The 19,968-nt window shown below is 63.3% G+C and carries 15 protein-coding genes and 1 tRNA gene; 9 read left to right on the forward strand and 7 right to left on the reverse strand.

The window, feature by feature from the left end; all coding sequences use genetic code 11:
* Positions 1-33 precede the first annotated feature (33 nt).
* From thrC to recJ, 3 genes are read left to right on the forward strand one after another with little or no spacing between them, the layout of a single operon-like run.
* Positions 34-1,176 carry a threonine synthase gene (gene thrC / locus M0534_RS08740; protein WP_248568047.1) on the forward strand — a complete coding sequence of 381 codons (1,143 nt, stop codon included), beginning with the start codon at positions 34-36 and terminating at the stop codon, positions 1,174-1,176.
* Positions 1,177-1,231: 55 nt separating this feature from the next.
* Entirely contained in the window at positions 1,232-2,278 is a 1,047-nt protein-coding gene (locus tag M0534_RS08745; protein ID WP_248568048.1) for a hypothetical protein, read from the forward strand.
* Positions 2,278-4,032 (forward strand): single-stranded-DNA-specific exonuclease RecJ, encoded by a 1,755-nt coding sequence (recJ, locus tag M0534_RS08750; protein ID WP_428348654.1) that lies wholly within the window; start codon positions 2,278-2,280, stop codon positions 4,030-4,032. Before M0534_RS08745 ends, recJ begins: the two co-directional genes overlap by 1 nt.
* Before the next feature lie 51 nt (positions 4,033-4,083).
* Here the strand turns inward: recJ and M0534_RS08755 are convergent, their stop codons facing one another.
* Entirely contained in the window at positions 4,084-6,186 is a 2,103-nt protein-coding gene (locus M0534_RS08755) for a carboxy terminal-processing peptidase (protein WP_248568049.1), read from the reverse strand.
* 132 nt (positions 6,187-6,318) lie between these two features.
* Positions 6,319-8,949 (reverse strand): aminopeptidase N, encoded by a 2,631-nt coding sequence (gene pepN / locus M0534_RS08760; RefSeq protein WP_248568050.1) that lies wholly within the window; start codon positions 8,947-8,949, stop codon positions 6,319-6,321.
* A gap of 178 nt (positions 8,950-9,127) precedes the next feature.
* On the opposite strand from pepN, the gene M0534_RS08765 reads away from it, so the two are divergent.
* Positions 9,128-9,391 (forward strand): hypothetical protein, encoded by a 264-nt coding sequence (locus M0534_RS08765; RefSeq protein ID WP_428348613.1) that lies wholly within the window; start codon positions 9,128-9,130, stop codon positions 9,389-9,391.
* Between the two features lie 30 nt (positions 9,392-9,421).
* On the forward strand, positions 9,422-10,291 hold the full coding sequence (locus M0534_RS08770; protein ID WP_248568051.1) for an alpha/beta hydrolase: 870 nt from the start codon (positions 9,422-9,424) through the stop codon (positions 10,289-10,291).
* Between the two features lie 13 nt (positions 10,292-10,304).
* On the opposite strand, the gene M0534_RS08775 is transcribed toward M0534_RS08770, so the two are convergent.
* From M0534_RS08775 to M0534_RS08795, 5 genes are all read right to left on the reverse strand, one after another.
* Positions 10,305-11,624 carry an NAD(P)/FAD-dependent oxidoreductase gene (locus tag M0534_RS08775; protein ID WP_248568052.1) on the reverse strand — a complete coding sequence of 440 codons (1,320 nt, stop codon included), beginning with the start codon at positions 11,622-11,624 and terminating at the stop codon, positions 10,305-10,307.
* A gap of 199 nt (positions 11,625-11,823) precedes the next feature.
* Complete coding sequence (locus tag M0534_RS08780; RefSeq protein ID WP_248568053.1) at positions 11,824-12,312, reverse strand: DUF934 domain-containing protein; 489 nt, start codon at positions 12,310-12,312, stop codon at positions 11,824-11,826.
* A complete protein-coding gene (locus tag M0534_RS08785) occupies positions 12,305-13,954 on the reverse strand; it encodes a nitrite/sulfite reductase (RefSeq protein WP_248568054.1) in 1,650 nt (549 codons plus the stop codon). The genes M0534_RS08780 and M0534_RS08785 overlap by 8 nt, the downstream gene beginning before the upstream one ends.
* 177 nt (positions 13,955-14,131) lie before the next feature.
* Positions 14,132-14,620, reverse strand: a complete 489-nt coding sequence (locus tag M0534_RS08790) for a DUF6231 family protein (RefSeq protein WP_248568055.1) — start codon at positions 14,618-14,620, stop codon at positions 14,132-14,134.
* A 3-nt stretch (positions 14,621-14,623) separates the two neighbouring features.
* On the reverse strand, positions 14,624-15,421 hold the full coding sequence (locus M0534_RS08795) for a ParA family protein (RefSeq protein WP_248568056.1): 798 nt from the start codon (positions 15,419-15,421) through the stop codon (positions 14,624-14,626).
* A 671-nt stretch (positions 15,422-16,092) separates the two neighbouring features.
* Here M0534_RS08795 and M0534_RS08800 point away from each other — a divergent pair.
* The 4 genes from M0534_RS08800 to M0534_RS08815 all read left to right on the forward strand — a co-directional run bounded on the left by M0534_RS08800 (position 16,093) and on the right by M0534_RS08815 (position 19,928).
* Complete coding sequence (locus M0534_RS08800) at positions 16,093-17,166, forward strand: quinone-dependent dihydroorotate dehydrogenase (RefSeq protein ID WP_248568057.1); 1,074 nt, start codon at positions 16,093-16,095, stop codon at positions 17,164-17,166.
* Between the two features lie 180 nt (positions 17,167-17,346).
* A tRNA-Ser gene (locus M0534_RS08805) sits at positions 17,347-17,434 on the forward strand.
* A 433-nt stretch (positions 17,435-17,867) separates the two neighbouring features.
* Positions 17,868-18,464, forward strand: coding sequence for a CoA pyrophosphatase (locus tag M0534_RS08810; protein WP_248568058.1), 597 nt, complete (start codon positions 17,868-17,870; stop codon positions 18,462-18,464).
* 363 nt (positions 18,465-18,827) lie between these two features.
* A complete protein-coding gene (locus M0534_RS08815) occupies positions 18,828-19,928 on the forward strand; it encodes a L,D-transpeptidase family protein (protein WP_248568059.1) in 1,101 nt (366 codons plus the stop codon).
* The last annotated feature ends 40 nt before the right edge of the window (positions 19,929-19,968 follow it).

Raw genomic sequence — 19,968 nt, forward strand, 5'->3', positions numbered from 1 at the left:
GCCAGTCCGCCCGGCCCGAAACGAGTCGAAGCCATGCCATTCAGAAGCCGCTACACCGGCCTGATCGAGAAGTACCGTGACCGCTTGCCGTTGCGCGATGACGCTCGCGTCATAAGCCTTGGCGAGGGCAATACGCCGCTGGTCCGATTGAACAACATTCCCCGCACACTGGGTAGGGATGTTGATATCTACGTCAAATTCGAGGGCCTCAACCCCACCGGATCGTTCAAGGATCGCGGCATGACCATGGCCGTGACCCAGGCGGTGAGCGAGGGCAGCCAGGCGATCATCTGTGCTTCGACCGGAAACACCTCCGCATCCGCCGCCGCCTATGCCGCGCGGGCCGGGATCCGGGCGTTCGTGCTGATTCCGGACGGCAAGATTGCGATGGGCAAACTGGCCCAGGCGATCATGCATGGTGCCGAGGTGCTGCAGATCAGCGGGAATTTCGATGCCGGCATGCGGATCGTCAAGGACATCGCCGATCACGCACCGGTGACCATCGTCAACTCGATCAATCCCTACCGGCTTCAGGGGCAGAAGACCGCCGCCTTCGAAATCATCGAGGAACTCGAGCGCGCGCCCGATTTCCATTGCCTGCCGGTCGGCAATGCCGGCAATATCACCGGGCACTGGATCGGCTACTGCGAGTCATCGGCCAAGCCCGGCGAGCAACAGCATCTCACCCGGGCCTGCCAGTTCTGTCAGGGGCACTGTCGGTTCGCCGGCAGTCAGGTGGCGGGACGCCCGCGCATGGTTGGTTACCAGGCAAGCGGCTCGGCACCGTTCATTCGGGGTCACATGGTCGATGATCCGGAGACGGTTGCCACCGCAATTCGCATCGGCCATCCGCAATCCCATGAGCCAGCGCTCGCCGTGATCGAGGAGTCGGATGGCTGGTTCGACGAGTGCAGCGACGCCGAGATCCTCGAGGCCCAGCGCCTGCTTGCCGCCAGCGAGGGCGTATTCTGTGAGCCGGCCTCGGCGGCGTCGCTTGCCGGCGCCATGCGGGACATTCGCTCCGGACGCATCCCCGAAGGCAGCACCATTGTCTGCACGCTGACCGGTCACGGCCTGAAGGATCCGGACATCGCGATCCAGCAGTCCGGTGATGCCATCCGGACCATTCCCGCGACCCTGGATGCGGTGAAAGCGGCGATCCTAGATCGCCTCTGACGGCGGCATGCCGCGAAGCGGACCCTGATGGGATGTGGCGGCGAAGGATGAGTTGATGGCTGTGGCAAGGCTGCATGTGATCGCTCCGGGCCTGCTCGGTCCGGTGCCGGCGGAGGCCGCCACCAGCCTGTATTCAGCCGCAGCGGGACACGCCGAAACTGCGCTGCTCCTGGCGCGCGCCGGCCGTCCGGCCAGGCTTGGGCAGCAGGCAGTGGCAGACCGCCTGTTCGCCTTGCTGCGTGAACCGGTGGAAGCCGGTGCGCCGGTTGCTCCCTACCGCGCCCTGGGAGACGGCATGGGCATCAGACAACGCACCGTGTTCTGCGCCGATCCGGTCCAACTCACGCCCGATCGGGATCAACTCCGGATTCTCGATCCGGGGCCGGTGCACCTGACCGAGTCCGAGCTATCCTGGTTCAGCGCGCTTTTCCATCGGTATTTTGCCGACGAGGGGCTGGAACTGCGCTGCCATCCCTCCGGCCGCTGGTATCTGCTGGCCGAGCACTTGCCGAAGCTGAGCGTGCAGCCCGCGGGAGCCATTTACGGTCAATCGATGCGTGACTGCCTTCCCAGAGGAAAAGATGCCGGGTACTGGATCCAGTTGCTAAATGCCGTGCAGATGCTGTTGCACGATGCGCCGTTCAACCAGGAGCGGGTCGCGTCAGGTCTGCCGCCGATTTCCGGACTCTGGTTCTGGGGCGGTGGCGAGATGAATGCCACGGTAGCCGCTGAACCCCGGTTTGACCGCGTCTACAGTGACGATCCGCTGGCGCGGGGCCTTGCAGTCAGTACGGACCTGGTCTGCGAGCCAGCGTCTGCCTGGCACACGGATGATCCGGCCGGCAACGGTGGCCAGCGATACCTGTTGCAGACGCCGGCACTTCCCGCGGTTGAGGATGCAGACAGCTTTGAGCGTTGGCATGGCGCCCTGGACCATTGGTGCCGGTTGTGGGGTCCCCCGTTGTTGCAGCAGTTGCGGCGGGGGGGCATCCGGCAGCTCCTGCTCGAGGTCGATGGTCGTCAGTTCCGGCTCGGCCCGCGGTCGCTGAAGGCCTTCTGGCGAAGGCCGCAGGACTTGTCGCAATGGCTGCTACGAACATGATGCGCCGGATCCGTCGACGTCCGGTTGCCGAGGAGCATCGCCAGGCGCTGCTTGCGGACCAGGCGATCTCGCCGCTGGCCGCACGGATCCTGGCGGGGCGCGGCGTGCGGGATGCAGCGGATCTCGACCTTGGTCTGCAACGCCTGCATCCGGCGACGGAACTCGGTGGCCTGGACCGCGCCGTGGCATTGCTCGCTACGGCAGTCGAGCGGGATCAACGTATTGTTGTGGTCGGTGATTTCGACGCCGATGGCGCGACCAGTTGCGCACTGACGCTGTTGGCCTTGCGGGCGATGGGCCACCGCTCGGCAAGCTACATCGTGCCCAACCGGTTTTCCGGCGGCTACGGCTTGAGTCCGGCCATTGCCGACCATGCGCACGAACAGGGTGCCGAGCTCCTGCTGACGGTGGACAACGGTGTTTCCAGCATCGACGGCGTCGCCCGTGCCAGGGCGCTGGGCCTGCGCGTGATTGTCACCGACCATCATCTGCCGCCGCCACGCTTGCCGGACGCCGATGCGATGGTCAACCCGAACCTGGTCGGAGACGGCTTCCCCAGCAAAAATCTGGCCGGCGTCGGCGTGATTTTCTATGTCCTTGCCGGACTGCGAAGCGCCTTGCGTGAGGCGGGCTGGTTTGGTCCGCAGAGGCCGCAACCATCAATGGCGGACTGGCTTGACCTGGTGGCACTGGGGACCGTAGCCGACGTTGTGCCACTGGATCGCAACAACCGGGTACTGGTGGAGCAGGGGCTGCGTCGGATTCGTGCCGGCCGGGCGCGTCCCGGTGTTCTGGCCTTGCTGGAAGTCGCGGGTCGGGATCCATCCCGGGTGACGGCGGCCGATCTGGGGTTCGCGGTCGGGCCACGGTTGAATGCGGCCGGGCGGCTGGAGGACATGGCGATAGGTATCGAGTGTCTGCTCAGTGATGATTCCCGGCAGGCCGCGGGCAAGGCGGCGGAACTGGATGAGCTGAACCGCCAGCGGCGGTCCATCGAACAGGACATGGAGAGCGACGCCTTGGCGGCGCTGGAAAAGCTGGAACGCGTACAGTTTGAGGCGTCTCCGCCGGCCGGGTTTTGCCTGTTCGATCCAGCTTGGCATCAGGGTGTCATCGGCATCCTGGCATCCCGTCTACGGGAACGGTTCCATCGGCCGGTCATCGCCTTCGCCCTGGCAGAGGACGGCTTGAAAGGCTCGGCACGGTCGATCCCCGGTTTGCATATTCGCGACCTGCTGGAGCGGATCAATGCCGGCAACCCCGGATTGATCGCGAAATTCGGCGGGCACGCGGCGGCCGCGGGACTGAGCCTCGCGATGTCGGATCTGGAACGTTTCCGGCAGGCGTTCCTGGAGCATGCCGAAGAAAGCCTCGAACCGGAGATGCTGAACCAGGATCTGCTGACCGACGGCTCACTGGCTGCCGATCAACTGAGCCTGGGCACCGTTGAATCGTTGCACGCCCTGGGTCCGTGGGGGAAGGGGTTTCCGGAGCCCAGCTTCGACGGCCGTTTCGAGATCCTGCAGCGCCGAGTGGTTGGCGGCAGGCATCTGCGACTGGATCTGCGACCATCGCCACCGGTTGGGCACGCGGCACCGGTGGAGGCCATTGCCTTCCGTGCCCTGGATCGTGGCTGGGACCAGTGCGGGCGGCACGTGCAACTGGTCTACCGGCCGGACATCAACCGCTGGCAGGGCCGTCGCCGGCTGCAGTTGATCGTCGAGCACATGCAGCCGGTGACGGGCATGGAATAAATTAAAAAAAAGGCGACCTTGAGGCCGCCTTTTTCCAGGGGTGAGTACGTTTCAGCGCTGGCTGAATTCATTCTCCCAGCGCTGTGCCGTCTCGGGGCTGCCGTTGATCACGAACAGATCCGCCATGATCTCCACCGTTGCATCAAGCAGGGTGTCCGGCTCGTCATCAGCCAGGTCCAGCTCGTCCAGTGACTCGATCGGCTCCAGTCCGTGAGCTGCACGCCGCCGGTTGGCCTTGTCCAGACGTTCCTGGTTGCGCTGATCGCGGTCCGCCTCGCGCGTTGCCCGGTGGACGGATACGGTCTCCCGTTCGTTGATCGCCGAGAGCTTTTCCATCTCCGCCACGTAGGCCTGATAGGCCTCGTCGTCGGTGGAGCGTTCCTCATGGCGGTTCTTCAGCAGGGCGATGGTGTCTTCCAGCTCGCCGAAGCGGGTGAAACGCGTGCCGTCGATCTGGTCCCAGGGCAGGGGATTATCGGCCGCGCTCTCGCCGACATCCTCGGCACCCGCCAACGACGGGAACGTGATATCGGGCACGATACCCCGTTTCTGCGTGCTGCTGCCGGTGACGCGGTAGAACTTGGCGATGGTCAGCTTCAGGCGACCGGCTTCGTCGTCATCGGATTGCCCGCGGGTGAAGCGATTCAGGTCGACCAGGGTCTGGACGGTGCCCTTGCCGAAGGTCTGTTCGCCCAGCACCACACCGCGACCGTAGTCCTGGATTGCGCCAGCGAAAATCTCGGAGGCCGAGGCGCTGAAGCGGTCGACCATCACCGACAGCGGGCCATCGTAGGCCAGGCCGGTATCCCGGTCGCGCATCACCTCCTTGTCGCCATCGCTGCGCTTGATCTGCACGATGGGGCCCTCGGGAATGAACAGTCCGGTCATGTCCGCAGCTTCCTGCAGTGAGCCGCCGGAGTTGCCCCGCAGGTCGATCACGATGCCGTCAATGCCTTCTTCTTCCATCTCCTCGATCAGGCGGCGGACATCGCGCGTGGTGCTGCGGTAATCCTCGTCGCCGGCCTGGGCGGCGGCGAAATCCGAGTAGAAGGCGGGGATCGTGATGATGCCGACCCGCTGGGTGGAGCCATCCCGCTCCACTTCCCGGATTTCACTCTTCGCGGCTTGTTCCTCCAGCTCGATTTCGCTGCGCACCAGCGTCACGGTACGTGGCGCCGAGTCGGAGCCAGCGGAGCCCGGCAGGATTCGCAGCCGGACTTCGGAGTCCCGCGGACCGCGGATCAGGTCGACCACGTCCGACAGCCGCCAGCCGACCACGTCCTGCAGGTCCTCGTCCTCCTGACCGACACCGATAATGCGGTCGCCCGGGCTCAACTGCCCACTGCGGGCGGCCGGACCACCGGGGACCAGCTCCATGATCTCGACAAAGTCCCGGTGGGTGCGCAGCACGGCGCCGATACCCTCCAGCGACAGCCGCATCTGGATGTCGAATTCACGCGAATTGCGCGGCGACAGATAGGCGGTATGGGGGTCGAATGCCCGGGACCAGGCACCCATGAACATTTCGAACACGTCCTCGGAGCCGGTGCGCTCGACATTCTCCTTCATGCCCTTGTAGCGATTGCGCAGCAGCTCTTCGGTTTCTTCCTCGCCTTCACCGGCAAGCAGCAGGGTCAGAGCGTCGTGTTTGACCCGCTTGCGCCACAACTGGTCCAGCTCTTCCTGGTCGGCGGCCCAATCCGCTTCGCGCCGGTTCAGTTCGATCTCTTCCTCGGTGTCGAAGTCCAGACCCTGGTCCAGTAGCGAGAGGGCGAACTCGGAGCGCTGCCGGTTGCGGTGCCGATAACGCTCGTAGATCTGGAAGGCGGCATCGAGATCACCCTGCATCAGCAGGTCATCGAGTTGATTGCGATAGACCGAGAATTCCTCGATGTCATCGGCCAGGAAGTAGTAGCGCTCTGCGTCCAGCCGATCGAGATAGGAGTCAAGAACGGTCGCGGAAAGCAGATCGTCGATGGGCTGCTTGCGGAAGTGTTGGTGTGTCAGCAGGTTGGCAATCAGGCGAGCCTTGTCGGGATGCTCTGCACTCGGCTCCAGCGGTTCCGGCGCCGCCTTGGCGGATCCGGCAACAAGTGCCAGCATCAGCATGGCCGCCAAGGCGCCGGTCCAGATGTTCTTGATCCAGTAAGGCATTCTCAACTCCTGATCACCGTGATCGTTCGCTTGCGTCGGACTTCACAGGGAACCGTACAACCGGTCCCACGCCCGCGTTAAGGCCCTCGGCAGGGTTTGGCGCCGGCGGTCGGGTGTGTATTCCTACCAAGCTTAGGTACGTAAACTTCTGTCTACCACGTCCTGCACGTCCTTGGACAGCGTCGGCACCTTTCCTATCCGTTCCAGTTGCTCGCGCATCATCGCCTGACGCTTCTCGTCCTGCCGGCGCCAGCGGGTGAGAGGCAGCAACACCCGTGCAGCGACCTGCGGATTAATGTCGTTGAGTGCGATGATGTTATCGGCCAACAGGCGATAGCCCTTGCCGTCGGCGCCATGGAAGCGCAGCGGATTGCCCTGGGCGAAGGCGCCGATCAGCGAGCGTACGCGGTTCGGATTGCGGAGCGTGAACGCCGGATGCCGGAGCAGCGCCTCGACCAGTTCGGGCGCGTCCTCGCGTTCCGACATGGCCTGCACGCGGAACCACTTGTTCATCACCAGCGGTTCATCGGCCCAGCGCTCGGCGAAATGCTGCAAGGCGTTGTCCCGCTCCGCGCCATGCTGATGGCAGAGGAGGGCGAGGGCGCCAAGCTGTTCGGTCATGGTCGCCGCTGTCCGGTATTGCTCGACGGCCAGGGGCAGGCCCTGTTCGCCGGTCATCAGGTAGTCCAGGCAAAGGTTGCGCAGCGCACGTCGTCCCATCGACCGGCCGGAGATCGAGAACTCCCGCTCATCCATCGCCCGGTAGACCGCCAACAAGCAATCCTCGTGCGCGGCATGAATGCGCTGCTTGAGCTCTTCACGCACCCGGTGGATTGCCTCGACGTCCACCACCTCGCGCTGCTCGGCCAGCACGGTTTCCGATGGCAACATCAAGGTCTCGGCTGCCAGCGAGGGATCCGCCTCGGCGTTGTCGAGCAGACTCCCGACCGCAGTCGAGAGGGATTCGGGAAGGCTCACCGGTTGTCCGCTATCCCATGCCCGCAACATGACGTTCATCGCCAGTTGCTGGCCGGCGTCCCAGCGACAGAAGCCGTCGTTGTCGTGCGCCATCAGGAAGGCGAGCTGCTCGTCGTTCCAGGGGTAATCCAGTCGCACCGGCGCGGAAAACCCCCGAAGCAGGCTAGGAACCGGCCGTTCAGGAATATCCAAGAACTCGAACACATGCTCGCGATCGCGTAGTTCCAGCACGCGCTCGGTGGCGATCGCGCTCTGCTCTCCGGTCAGCTTCAGCGGGAGCTCGCCGCCAGTCTGGTCCAGCAGGGCCAGTGTCAGCGGCATGTGCATCGCCTGCTTGTCGGCTTGTCCGGGCGTGTCGGGGCATTCCTGCCGCACCTGCAGGCTGTAGCGGCCGGTTTCCGGATCGTACCGGTCGCGCACCGTCAGCAGCGGGGTACCGGCCTGGCTGTACCAGAGTCCGAACTGCTCCAGATCCGCGTCATTGGCATCCGCCATCGCTGCCCGGAAATCGTCACAGGTCACGGCCTGGCCATCATGGCGCCGGAAATAAAGCTCGATCCCCCGCTGGTAGCCCGCCTCACCAAGCAGGCTCCTGTACATGCGGATGACCTCGGCCCCCTTGTTGTAAACGGTAGGCGTGTAGAAATTGCTGATTTCGGCATAACGTTCGGGGCGGACCGGATGCGCCATCGGACCGGCATCCTCCGGAAACTGCGCAGTACGCAATAGCCTCACCTCGTTGATCCGCTGCACGTCGGCCGAGTGCATGTCTGCGCAGAACTGGTGTTCGCGATAGACGGTCAGCCCTTCCTTGAGGCTGAGCTGGAACCAGTCGCGGCAGGTCACCCGGTTGCCGGTCCAGTTATGGAAGTACTCATGCGCAATCACCGCCTCGACGGTGGTGAAGTCCTGGTCGGTGGAGGTTTCGGGATCCGCCAGCACGCAGACGGTATTGAAGACGTTCAGGCCCTTGTTTTCCATCGCCCCCATGTTGAAGTCGTCCACCGCGACGACCATGTAGGTGTCCAGGTCGTATTCCAGCCCGTAGGTCTGCTCGTCCCAGCGCATCGCATCCTTGAGCGCCTGCATGGCGTGGTCGGTGCGTCCGGCATTCCTGTGCTCGACGTAAAGCCGCAGCGTCACGTCGCGACCGGATGGCGTGACGTGATGATCCTCATGCAGATGCAGGTCGCCGGCGACCAGGGCGAACAGATAGCTGGGCTTGGGGTAGGGGTCATGCCAGCGGGCGAAATGCCGACCGTCCTCCAGTCTGCCGTCCTCGACCAGGTCACCGTTGGACAGCAGGATCGGGAAGCGGCCGGGATCGGCGACCACGGTGGTGGTGAAAACGGCCATCACGTCCGGACGGTCCGGGTAATAGGTAATGCGGCGAAAGCCCTCGGCTTCACACTGGGTACAGAACAGGTCACCGGAACGGTATAGCCCCTCGAGCGCCGTGTTGTCTTCCGGATGAATCCGGGTGGTGACGGCCAGTTCGAAATCCGCCGGCACGGCATCGATGCTGAGTCCAAGTTCATCCGTTCGCCAGCGATCCTCGGCCAGCGGTTCGCCATCGAGCCGCAGTTCAAGCAATTCCAGCTCCTGGCCGTCCAGTCGCAGCGGCAGGCCGGCCCGGCCATCACGGCTGCGAATCCGAAGTCGGCTGAAGACGATGGTTTCACGCTCCTGGAGTTCGAACCGGAGCTCGACCGTGTCGACCAGGTGATCGGGTTCTCGGTAATCGGCAAGCAGAACGGTCTGCGGACGTGCGTGGGCATCAGCCATGCGCTGGGACTCCGGGTTGAGATAGTTGGTGATTCAATCGACTGCGTGGAGGCACGCCAGTTCCTGAGTGGCCTGCCGAGTGGAAAATTTCCGGCAAGTCGAGCTCCGGCCTGCCAGTCCGTCAGCGTCTCCTTAAATGAAAATGCTACCATGCGCGTCGCCTGCGAAAGGATTCCACATGCCCGCACCCGTGCCCGGTCTGCGCTGGCGTCTGTCGTGTGTCTTTCTGCCTTTCGCCGCGGGATACTTCATCTCCTATCTGTTTCGCGTGATGAATGCGGTCATTGCGGATGATCTGGCGACGGATCTCGCGCTCAGTGCCGGTGCCCTGGGTCTTCTCACCAGCGCCTATTACCTTGCCTTTGCCGCGCGTTTCCTGCTGATACTGGCCGCATTGGCTTGGTACCTGTATGGCTGCCGTCGGCATGCTGAGTCGGACTGACTCAAGCGTGTGCAGGTGGCGCCATGGCCCGTGGAATTCATCAAGGAGGTTGACTGGATGCTTGGTCTGAACTGGTCGCGAGTGGCGACACCGTCGCCGGAACTCGAGATCGTCGAGCGCGCCCCCGATGCGGGGAACGGTTTGCCGGGCCTGCTTTTCGTGCACGGTGCGTATGCCGGTGCCTGGTGCTGGGAAGAGCACTTCCTCGATCATTTCGCGGGGCAGGGTTTTCACTGCCGGGCAGTCAGCCTGCGTGGGCACGGCGCGAGCGGCGGACAGACCGCGCTGCATGACACCGGCCTGAACGATTACGTGCAGGATGTGGCGACCGTGGTGCAGGGATTCTCGAAACCGCCGGTACTGATTGGTCATTCCATGGGCGGCATGGTGGTGCAAAAGTATCTGGAGACGGCCTCGGTTCCGGCAGCGGTGCTGCTGGCCACGGTTCCGCACATCGGCCTGGGGCATTCTATTGCCCGATTGCTGCTACGGGATCCATGGCTGCTTGGCCAGATGGGACTGATGCAGGCAGGTCTTGATCGCTGGATGGACCTTGAGACGGCGAGTCGAGCGGTATTTTCACCGGATTTGCCGGCGGATCTCCGCGCGCGATACGCCGCCAGGATGCAGCCGGAATCACGCCGCGCACTGGCCGAGATGGGCTTTGCCAATTTGCCGAATCGGCACCGTATGGCGAGCCTGCCGCCGATGCTGGTCCTGGCGGCAGCGGAAGATGCCCTGTTCGAGGCGCGAACGCTGGAGCAAACGGCGCGCTACTACGACGCGGATTTCGTCACGCTGGCGGGTCTGGCGCATGCAATGATGCTGGAGCGGGACTGGGTTCGCGCAGCCGATGCCCTGAACGACTGGCTGCAGCGAAACCTGCAGCCAGTGACTTGAGGTCAGTGATGGCCTAGTGCAATTTGAGGCGTGGGCGCGTGCGTTTGAACAGACCGCGCAAGGTAATCAGTACCAGCATCCGGAACATGCCGTGTACCGCTGCCAGATGCTTACGATAGAGCATGTTGTAGGCGCCTCGCGCCAGTATGCCTTCCAGCATCAGGCTTCCGAACAGGCCTCCCATCAGGCGACCGACAGCATGGTCCTCGCTCAGGGAGATCAGTGATCCGTAGTCCTTGTAGACGAAGGCGTCCGGCTCTTCGCCGCGCAGCCGCTTTGCCAAAGCCTTGTTGAGATAGCTGGCTTGCTGGCTTGCGGTTTGCGCCCGGGGCGGTAGCGGCGTGTCCTGACCCTCCGGGATCAGCGAAGCACAGTCACCAATGGCGTAGATGTTGTCGTCGACGGTGGTCTGCAACTGCTCGTTGATCACCATCTGATTGCTGCGGGTTGTTTCCAGGCCGTCCAGATCGGCCAGCCAGTCGGGGCCCTTCACGCCGGCGGACCAGACCCGCATGTCGGCAGGAATGAAATCACCGGATTCCAGCAGCATGCCCTCGTCGGTCACCTCCGTGACCTTGCTGCCGGTCAATACCTGCACCCCAAGGTCGTCGAGTTGTTTACGCGTCTTGATCGACAGTCCGGGTGACAGCGCGGGCAGCACCCGGTCAGCGGCCTCAATGACAGTCAGACGGAGGTCCGTTTCCGGATCGATGCGGTCGAGGCCGTATCCGACGGCCTTGCGCGCAGCGTTTCGCAGTTCGGCCGCCAGTTCCACACCGGTTGCGCCACCACCGACAATCGCCACAGACAACTGCGACTCGTTGATTGCGGTTTCCTGCACCTGGGCGCGGAGGAAGGATTTCACCAGCAACTGCTGGAAGCGCTCGGCCTGGGCGGAATCATCCAGGTAGAGGCAGTGTTCGGCCGCACCAGGCGTACCGAAGTGATTGCTCACGCTGCCCACCGCGATTACCAGAGTGTCATATTCCAAGTCGCGTTCCGGTACGACCTCGCGGCCCTCGGTGTCCTTGAACGGCGCCAGCCGTACGGCCTTGCGCTCCCGATCCAGGCCGATCATGCGGCCGTATTGATAGCGGAAATGGTGGCGCTGGGCCTGCGACAGATAGTCCAGTGCGTCCTCTCCGGAGTCCAGGGTGCCGGCTGCCACCTCGTGCAGCAGCGGTTTCCAGATATGGGTCAGGCTCGCGTCCACCAGCGTGACCTGGGCGCGGCCACGTTTGCCCAGGCTGCGGCCGAGCCGCGTTGCCAGTTCCAGCCCACCGGCGCCGCCGCCGACGATGACAATCCGATGTCCCGCTGTGGAATTGCGCATGCCCATCCCCTTGTACTTGTCGTTCCGAGTCTGCAGATCGCTGCAATGACGCGCATATTACACCGTTTGCCGGCGGTGAAGGTCCACCACCGGGGCAGAGCCCCTGGTCTCGGCGGACACAAATTGATGGGGCCACGGCGAAGGGCGCCGTATCGCGAGGCGGTACGGCGCATTCCGACGGATGGGTTTCGTTTGGGTCCTAGTCCCGGCGTGCCTGCAGCGGGAAGGCGCGGTTACTGCGCCCCTGGTAATCCACCGAGAATTCGTCGAAGGCTTTCAGCGCCTCTTCGGCGGCTCGATCCTTGCGGATCTCAAAGGCATTGATCCCGCAGCGTTCCATATAGGCAATCTGATCACGCAGGACGTCGCCAGTGGCACGGATCTCGCCATCATAATCGTGACGGGTACGCAGGAGCCGCGCGTGGCTGTAGCAGCGGCCGTCCTTGAAAGCCGGGAAGTGAACGACAATCAAAGGCAGGCCGAGCAGGGTATCCAGCTCTTCGATCGGGAAGTCACCATCCAGCCTGACCCCAAGGCGTCCATTTAGGGCGCCGATTTCTCCCTTTTCAGTCTGCCAGCGTTGCCAACTCACGGTAACGTCGCCACTGGTCGGTACCGCGTCGTCGTCGTCCAGATGCAGCCATGGGTCGTCGTTCACCAGCGCACGGTTGCGAATAAGATTAGGCATAAGCGCGCTCCTTGAAGGGCTTGACGCCGACCCGCCGGTAGGTTTCGAGAAAGCTTTCCTCGCCTTCCCGCAATTCGGTATAGGTGTGGATGATCGTTTCCATGGTGTCGGCGACCTTGTCCTTGCTCACCGCGGGGCCCAGCCGGTCGCCCAGAGAGGCGTCGTTGGCCGACGATCCACCCAGGGTGATCTGATAGAACTCCTCGCCCTTCTTGTCGACACCGAGGATGCCGATATGGCCCACGGAATGATGGCCGCAGCCGTTCATGCAGCCGGACAGGTTGACCCGCAGTTCGCCCAGGTCATAGAGATAGTCCAGATCATCGAAGCGCCGGTTGATGTCGGATGCCACATCGATTGACCCGGCGTTGGCCAGGCTGCAGAAATCAAGCCCGGGGCAGCAGATCATGTCGCCCAGCGTGCCCACGTTCGGTGTCGCGAGATCCCGTGCATCCAGATCCCGCCAGAGCGCTTCGAGTTCATCAACGGCGACGTCGGCCAGCACCAGGTTCTGCTGGTGGGTGACGCGCGCCTCGCCGAAGCTGAAGCGATCCGCCAGTTTGGCCACGGCGTCCATCTGCGCGTCAGTGGCATCACCGGGTGCCTGGGCAGGTGATTTCAACGACACCACGACGGCACGGTAGCCGGGCTGCCGGTGCGAAACGGTATTTCGCGTGTACCAGCGCTTGAATGCCTCGTTACCGTCAAGCAGCGGATCCACGGCGGCGGTATCCACGTCGGTCCGGTACTCGGGGCGTGGGAAGTGGGCCTTGAACCGGGCGATATCCTCATCGGCAAGCTGCAGCGCCGGATCGTTTCGGGTGTGCTGCCACTCCTTTTCCACGGCTTCGGCGAAGGCCTCGGCACCCATGGCCTTGACCAGGATCTTGATCCGGGCCTTGTACATGTTGTCGCGCCGACCACGCAGGTTGTAGACCCGCAGGATGGCGTCCAGGTACGACAGGATGTCACGCTCCGGCAGGAATTCACGGATCACCTCACCGATGATCGGGGTCCGGCCCAGGCCGCCGCCGACCAGCACCCGAACACCAAGCTCACCGGCCGCGTTTCGTTGCAACTGCAGACCGATGTCATGCACCTGGGTCGCCGCCCGGTCCCGCGCACTGCCGGTCACCGCAATCTTGAACTTGCGCGGCAGGTAGGCGAACTCGGGATGCAGCGTCGCCCACTGGCGAATCAGTTCGCAGTAGGGGCGGGGATCCTCAACCTCGTCCTCGGCCACGCCGGCGAACTGGTCTGATGTTACGTTGCGAATGCAGTTGCCACTGGTCTGGATTCCGTGCATTTCGACCTTCGCCAGGTCGGCCAGGATATCCGGTATCGACTCCAGTGGCGGCCAGTTGTACTGGATGTTCTGTCGGGTGCTGAAGTGGCCGTAACCCTTGTCGTAGGTCCGCGCGATATGCGCGAGGGTCCGCAGTTGGGCCGATGACAGCAGGCCGTAGGGAATCGATACACGCAGCATCGGCGCGTGGCGTTGAATATAAACCCCGTTTTGCAGGCGCAAGACAAGGAATTCGTCCTCGCTGAGCTCGCCCGCCAGATAACGGCGGGTCTGGTCCCGAAATTGGGCAACCCGCTCGTCGACCAGCTGCTGGTCGTAATGATCGTACTGATACATGAATCCTGTCCTGAATGCGTGATCCCGGGAAACGCCGACCCGCGCGTCGCACGCACTTGGTCCGCGTTTCTCCAACAATGCACAACTTTAAGGCGCTGCAGGCTAGCAGGGCGCCGCCTATGGGGAAAGGACCGTTTCGCTATATCCAAGGAAAGCCGCGTTATCAGAGTGCGGCTACTACCAGCGATAGCGGTCGAACATCTCCGGGTTCGCCCAGTGTTTGGGATTCAACCAGTCTGGGGTCACCTTGTAATTGCCCAGGTCGAAGCCGTAGAAAGCGGTGCGCGGCGGCTCCGGGAGAGTGAAAAGGCGCTGAAAGCCGAAGGCCATGACGCGCTGGTGGTTCCACTCGCCCGGATTGGGGGCCAGGCGCAACAGGATACGCCGTGCATACAGGTCCCGGAGACCGGCGAGCAATTGATCGCCGTCCCGCCTGTCCATCGACTCCAGCGTCTCGCCGACCACCACAAGATCCTGGATCGGCATCCGCTTCAGTTTCTCCAGGGCCTCGGCGGCCTCCAGCCGAACCAGCTTCTCGAGGCTGCCCGAAAGCGTCGTGCTGGTTTCCATGTCGAGTTCCGGCAAATGCCCGATCTGACAGACGGTTACCGGCTTGAGCGGACCAAGCAGGCGTTCCAGCGCACGGGTGACCGGCTTCTCGGACACGACTCAGGCCGAGCGTCGGCGCCGGGCCACGTTACCGGGGTGCAGTGCCTTGTGCAGCGCCGCGTATTCCTGGGAAACCTTGTGCCGCGGCGCGAAAAGCACCAGCGGCTGACTGCGTTCGTGGGATTCCCGGACCTTCACCGACGCCGACAGGGGAGGCTCCAGGATCGGCTGACCGGTTGCCGCCAACTCCGCCACGGCGTTCTGCATGACCTTTGCCCGGCCCTGGTACATGTTGACGATGATGCCTTCCACCGTGAGCTCCTGATTGTGGTCCATGCGGACCTCGGCAACGTTGTCGAGCAGTTCAAGCAGGGCGCGGCGGGAAAACTCGTCGCAGTCGAAGGGAATCAGGCACCGTTGGGCTGCGATCAGCGCCGAGCGGGTGTAGAAATTCAATGCCGGTGGCGTATCGAGGTAGATGGCATCATAGTCGTCGCTGAGCTGCTCGAGGGCTTCCCTGAGCTTGTAGATCTTGTAGCGTGACTCCAGCTTTCCCTGTAACTCGTCCAGTTCCCGGCTCGCCGGCATCACGTCCAGGTTCGGCACCGGCGAGGCATGAATGAAGTCGTTCACAGGCTTGCTGTTAAGGCGCAAGCTCAGCATGTCCTGGAAAAAGTCGGAAAGCCCCGAGTCAACCTCGTCCAGTCCGTCGCCGAGCAGGTAACGGGACGAATTCGCCTGCGGATCCAGGTCCACCACCAGGGTCCGCTGGCCGTTGATTGCACTAAGCGCTGCCAGGTTGCAGGTAATCGTCGATTTCCCAACACCACCCTTCTGGTTGAAGATGACTCGCCGCATGCCTGTTTCCTCCCGCCGAGGTGTGATCTGCACGGTGCACCGCACAATTGTTTTCGAAGTCTACGGAATGTCCGATTCAGGGTCGAATTCACGTGCGAATTGGCCGCCGTTTCCATAGGGAAACGGCGACCAGTTCCCGCGCCTGCGCCCGAGACCGGTTTTGGTCATCTGGCAAGGCGCGGTGCCGGTTCGGTAGCCGTCGCTACCGGGCCGGTGGCGCAACACCGCCAGGGACCAAAACCGGCCGGGGCTTAGGCAAGCATGCGCCGTCGCACGCCGCCGCGTGACCGTCGGATTCGCTGACCTGCAAGGCGCGGTGCGCCGCGCGAGGGTGATTCCCTCGTCCAGCGCCGCAACGCCGCAGGGCGGGGAATCCGGCGGTCACCCGCAGGGCTCGGGCCGTTCTTCCGCCTGGCGGTGTCGGAGGCCACCCCGGGTAGCACCACGACCCGAGGCGACCTGCTCCTTGCCAGCCGAAAGAACGGCACTCGAGCGCGGCGGCGTGGGACGGTGCATGCTTGCCTCCGGTTGGGCCGCATTTTCCCCGATTGCTGCGTTGCGCTGCTTGACCGCAGAATGACTGCGGCGCAGCGCAGCGCGCCTTGCCTCGGAAAAAATGCGGACTCCAACGCAGACGTGCGAATTGGTCGCCGTTTCCCTAGCATAGGCCCATGTCATACCGCCTCGTGAGAAGTCTGTTGTTCCGGCTGGATCCGGAAACCGCGCACGACATCAGTCTCGGATTGTTGTCGGCGACTGCGCCGTTGCGTCTGCCCAGGTTGCTGAGTGGACCCCGGCCGAAAATGGAACGGCAGCTGCTGGGGCTGCGTTTCCCGAATCCCGTGGGTCTCGCGGCGGGGCTCGACAAGAACGGCGACCATCTGCGGGCGCTGTCGGACCTGGGCTTCGGTTTCCTGGAGGTCGGCACGGTGACGCCGCGGCCCCAGAACGGTAACCCGCGACCACGCATGTTCCGGTTGCCGCGCGACGGAGCCTTGATCAACCGGATGGGGTTCAACAACAAGGGCGTGGATCACCTGGTGCAGCGCGTGCAGAGCGCACGCTTCCGGGGGATTCTGGGCATCAACATCGGCAAGAACGCGGACACGCCGGCGGACCGGGCCATCGACGATTACGTGCACTGCCTGCAGAAGGTCTATCCGTACGCCAGTTACATCGCGGTTAATGTGTCCTCACCAAACACGAAAGGACTGAGGGACCTGCAACACGGCAGCCGTTTTGACGATTTGCTGGCGACACTCAAATGCGAGCAGTTGCAACTCAGCCTCACCTGGAACCGGTATGTGCCGATTGTCGTGAAGATTTCTCCGGACATGGATGATGAGCAGTTGCGAGGGCTCGCCGACGCACTGCTGCGGCACCGAATGGATGCCGTTGCCGCAACCAATACCACCGTGGATCGCGACGCGGTGATCGGACATCGTCACGGCAATGAGGCAGGGGGGCTTAGTGGCCGCCCGCTGCTGGCCAGAAGCACGGCAACCATCAGCCTGCTGTCGGAACACCTGCACGGCGCATTACCCATTATCGGGATCGGCGGAATCAACCGGGGTAGCGATGCGGTGATGAAACTGCGCGCTGGTGCAAGTCTGGTGCAACTGTATACCGGCTTCGTGTACCGCGGTCCCCGATTGATCCGTGAATGTGTGACTGCCATGCGGCACATGGACGAGCCCGTTCGATCCGTGCCGGAAGAGCTGGCCGACGAGGTCGTTGCCGAATAGGACCCTTGCGCCGGACGTGCAAGCCCGCCGACAATACCCGCGCGACGGACTAAGTCGGCGTCCAGCGGGTCGGACGATACGCGGGCAGCACGACAGTGCACCGCAGCAATGCCTCCCTCTCTGCGCCGAGCCGGGCCTCAATGGCCAGCGGCGGCGCACAATGAGGCAGGCAAAGAATACGGAGAGGTGGCAGAGCGGTCGAATGCGGCGGTCTTGAAAACCGTTGGCCCGCAAGGGCCCGGGGGTTCGAATCCCTCCCTCTCCGCCATCAACAATCAGGGAATCGAACCCCCCGGACAGACAAATCGGTTCGACTCCCGAAGCGCAGCGGAGGGAGCCCGCAGCCGCGGAGCGGCAAGAAATCCTTCCCTCTCCGCCATCAACAATCAGGGAATCGAACCCCCCGGACAGACAAGTCGGTTCGACTCCCGAAGCGCAGCGGAGGGAGCCCGCAGCCGCGGAGCGGCAAGAAATCCCTCCCCCTGTGCTGCAACCATCCCCGGTTCGCCTTCTTGCCGACCCGCCAAGGTTGTCTCTCCGGAAAGTGATCGGATTTCCGTCGGTGTTGTCCACCCAGGGGGCGCGAGCTTTTCACTGCATTAGCCGTTCCGCGGGCGCAGAGCCCCGGGCGGGGGTAGTGGACAACGCTTCGACGTTCGGCGCATGTTTTCCCAGCGTTGCAAGTCAGGATGAATCGGGCATTGGATGAGCTGAGTCCAGAGGTGCAGTTGCGTCAGCGGCTGATGCTGGCAGGCGAAGTGTCGCCACGGTCGCCGTTTGCGCTGGACTGGTCCGGGGCACGGGAAGCTGCGGTGCTGCTCGCGGTGATGCAGCGTGAGGCGGGATCCACTGTACTTTTGACGCGACGCAGTGATGAGCTGCCGCATCACGCCGGCCAGATCAGCTTACCGGGTGGGCGCGTCGAGGCCGGTGACAAATCCGTGGTCGACACTGCGTTGCGCGAGGCCATGGAAGAGGTCGGGTTGGCGGCGAACCGGGTTGAAACACTCGGCCATTTCGGCCCGTTCCAGACCGGCACCGGTTTCATCGTGCATACCGTCCTGGGCCTCGTGGCGGAGCCGCCGCTCCTGACTCCGGATCCAAGAGAGGTCGCAGACGTCGTCGAACTGCCGCTAGCGGTCGCACTGGATCCCTGCGCGTACCAGCCGCACCTGTTGCGACGCGGCGAAAGAACGTATTCAGGATTCGCCATCGACTTTGAAGGCCACCGGATATGGGGCGCGACAGCGTGTATCCTGCGTTGTCTGATGGAGAGTACCCTGCGGGCCGAGCGTTAAGGAAACACGGATTTATTCGCACGCCTGCGTTGGAGTCCACATTTTTTCCGAGCAAGGCGCGCTGCGCAGCGCCGCAGTTACTCTGCGGTCAAGCAGCGCAACACAGCATTCGGGGAAAATGCGGCCCAACCCGAAGGGCCCGGCCGGTTTTGGCCCCTGGCGGCGTTGCGTCCCCGGCCCGGTAGCTAGGGCTACCGAACCGGCACCGCGCCTTGCCAGATGACCAAAACCGGTCGCGGGCGCAGACGCGGGAATAGATCCGTGTTTCCTTAAGGAAATGCTGAGAACCGGATATGGAGTTTCGCTAATCGTCGAATCGGGCCATTATATCCTCATGGTCATCGAGTCTTTGGATGTGAACTCATGAATCGAGCAAGTGATTCGTTTTCAATGACCGGCATGCTCCTCGCCTTTGCGATGAGCATGCCGTTTCTGGCTGCGGCCTCGGTTCAGGCCATGGATGAAGAGGTCGATGGCACCCAGGTTGATATTTCCGAGTCCGCGCAGGAGCAGGCGGACGAGGACGCGGCGCTGAAGGAGCGCAGGCAGCGAAACGCGTTTCCGTTGCCGCCGAATGACGTCGATGTGGTGGGTGAGATCCAGATTGTCGAGGCGCGCGACGAGGACACCCTGCTGGATATCGGTCGTCGTTACGGGATCGGTTTCGAAGCCATGCGTATGGCGAACCCGGGTGTGGATATCTGGATCCCGGGCGAGGGCACCGAAGTCGTGATCCCCAGCCGCTATATCCTGCCGCCTGGACCCCGCAAGGGACTGGTCATCAATCTGCCGGAAATGCGGATGTACTACTATCCGGAGCCGAAACCGGGTGAGCGACCGGTGGTGGAAACCTATGCGATCAGTGTCGGCCGCCTGGACTGGAGTACGCCAATCGGCACTACGCGGGTTACCGGGCACGTGAAGGATCCTGCCTGGTATCCGCCGGCATCGGTGCGTGAGCGCCACGCCAACGAGGGCCGGAGTCTGCCGCGACGGGTGGACCCGGGGCCGGACAACCCGCTTGGCCGGCATGCGATCGGGCTGGATATCCCGAGCTACTTCATTCACGGGACCAACCGGCCCGCAGGCGTGGGCATGCGCGTGACCCATGGCTGTATCCGGATGTTTCCGGAAGACATCGAGTACATCTTCAATCGCCTGCCGCGTGGCACCGAAGTCCGGATCATGAACGAGCCGTACAAGGTTGGTTGGGCCTCGGGTCAGTTGTTCGTGCAGGCGTTCCCGCCGATGGAGGAGGACGACCTCGATGAGGCAAGGTCCTACAACAAGGCTGTCCAGGAAGTGGTGAAGGTGCTTGATCAGCATCCAGCCGGACGGGTGGATCGGGATCAGTTGCGGGCTGCGATACAGACGAGCAATGGTCTTCCGGTGGCGATTCTCGAGGAGCCGGGACGGGACACGCGGGACGTCGCACGCGGTCAGGAGTCACCGTCACTTTGGTGATTTTCGGAGGCTGACGGCAATCCGGCTGTTCTTCGACAAG

This window comes from Methylonatrum kenyense, assembly GCF_023195885.1.
Lineage (GTDB): Bacteria > Pseudomonadota > Gammaproteobacteria > Nitrococcales > Aquisalimonadaceae > Methylonatrum > Methylonatrum kenyense.

Excerpts from the sequence above, each read along its gene's own strand:
- thrC (WP_248568047.1), top strand. The coding sequence starts at position 34 with ATGCCATTCAGAAGCCGCTACACCGGCCTGATCGAGAAGTACCGTGAC.
- M0534_RS08745 (WP_248568048.1), top strand. The coding sequence starts at position 1,232 with ATGGCTGTGGCAAGGCTGCATGTGATCGCTCCGGGCCTGCTCGGTCCG.
- recJ (WP_428348654.1), top strand. The coding sequence starts at position 2,278 with ATGCGCCGGATCCGTCGACGTCCGGTTGCCGAGGAGCATCGCCAGGCG.
- M0534_RS08755 (WP_248568049.1), bottom strand. The coding sequence starts at position 6,186 with ATGCCTTACTGGATCAAGAACATCTGGACCGGCGCCTTGGCGGCCATG.
- pepN (WP_248568050.1), bottom strand. The coding sequence starts at position 8,949 with ATGGCTGATGCCCACGCACGTCCGCAGACCGTTCTGCTTGCCGATTAC.
- M0534_RS08765 (WP_428348613.1), top strand. The coding sequence starts at position 9,128 with ATGCCCGCACCCGTGCCCGGTCTGCGCTGGCGTCTGTCGTGTGTCTTT.
- M0534_RS08775 (WP_248568052.1), bottom strand. The coding sequence starts at position 11,624 with ATGCGCAATTCCACAGCGGGACATCGGATTGTCATCGTCGGCGGCGGC.
- M0534_RS08780 (WP_248568053.1), bottom strand. The coding sequence starts at position 12,312 with ATGCCTAATCTTATTCGCAACCGTGCGCTGGTGAACGACGACCCATGG.
- M0534_RS08785 (WP_248568054.1), bottom strand. The coding sequence starts at position 13,954 with ATGTATCAGTACGATCATTACGACCAGCAGCTGGTCGACGAGCGGGTT.
- M0534_RS08795 (WP_248568056.1), bottom strand. The coding sequence starts at position 15,421 with ATGCGGCGAGTCATCTTCAACCAGAAGGGTGGTGTTGGGAAATCGACG.
- M0534_RS08800 (WP_248568057.1), top strand. The coding sequence starts at position 16,093 with ATGTCATACCGCCTCGTGAGAAGTCTGTTGTTCCGGCTGGATCCGGAA.
- M0534_RS08815 (WP_248568059.1), top strand. The coding sequence starts at position 18,828 with ATGAATCGAGCAAGTGATTCGTTTTCAATGACCGGCATGCTCCTCGCC.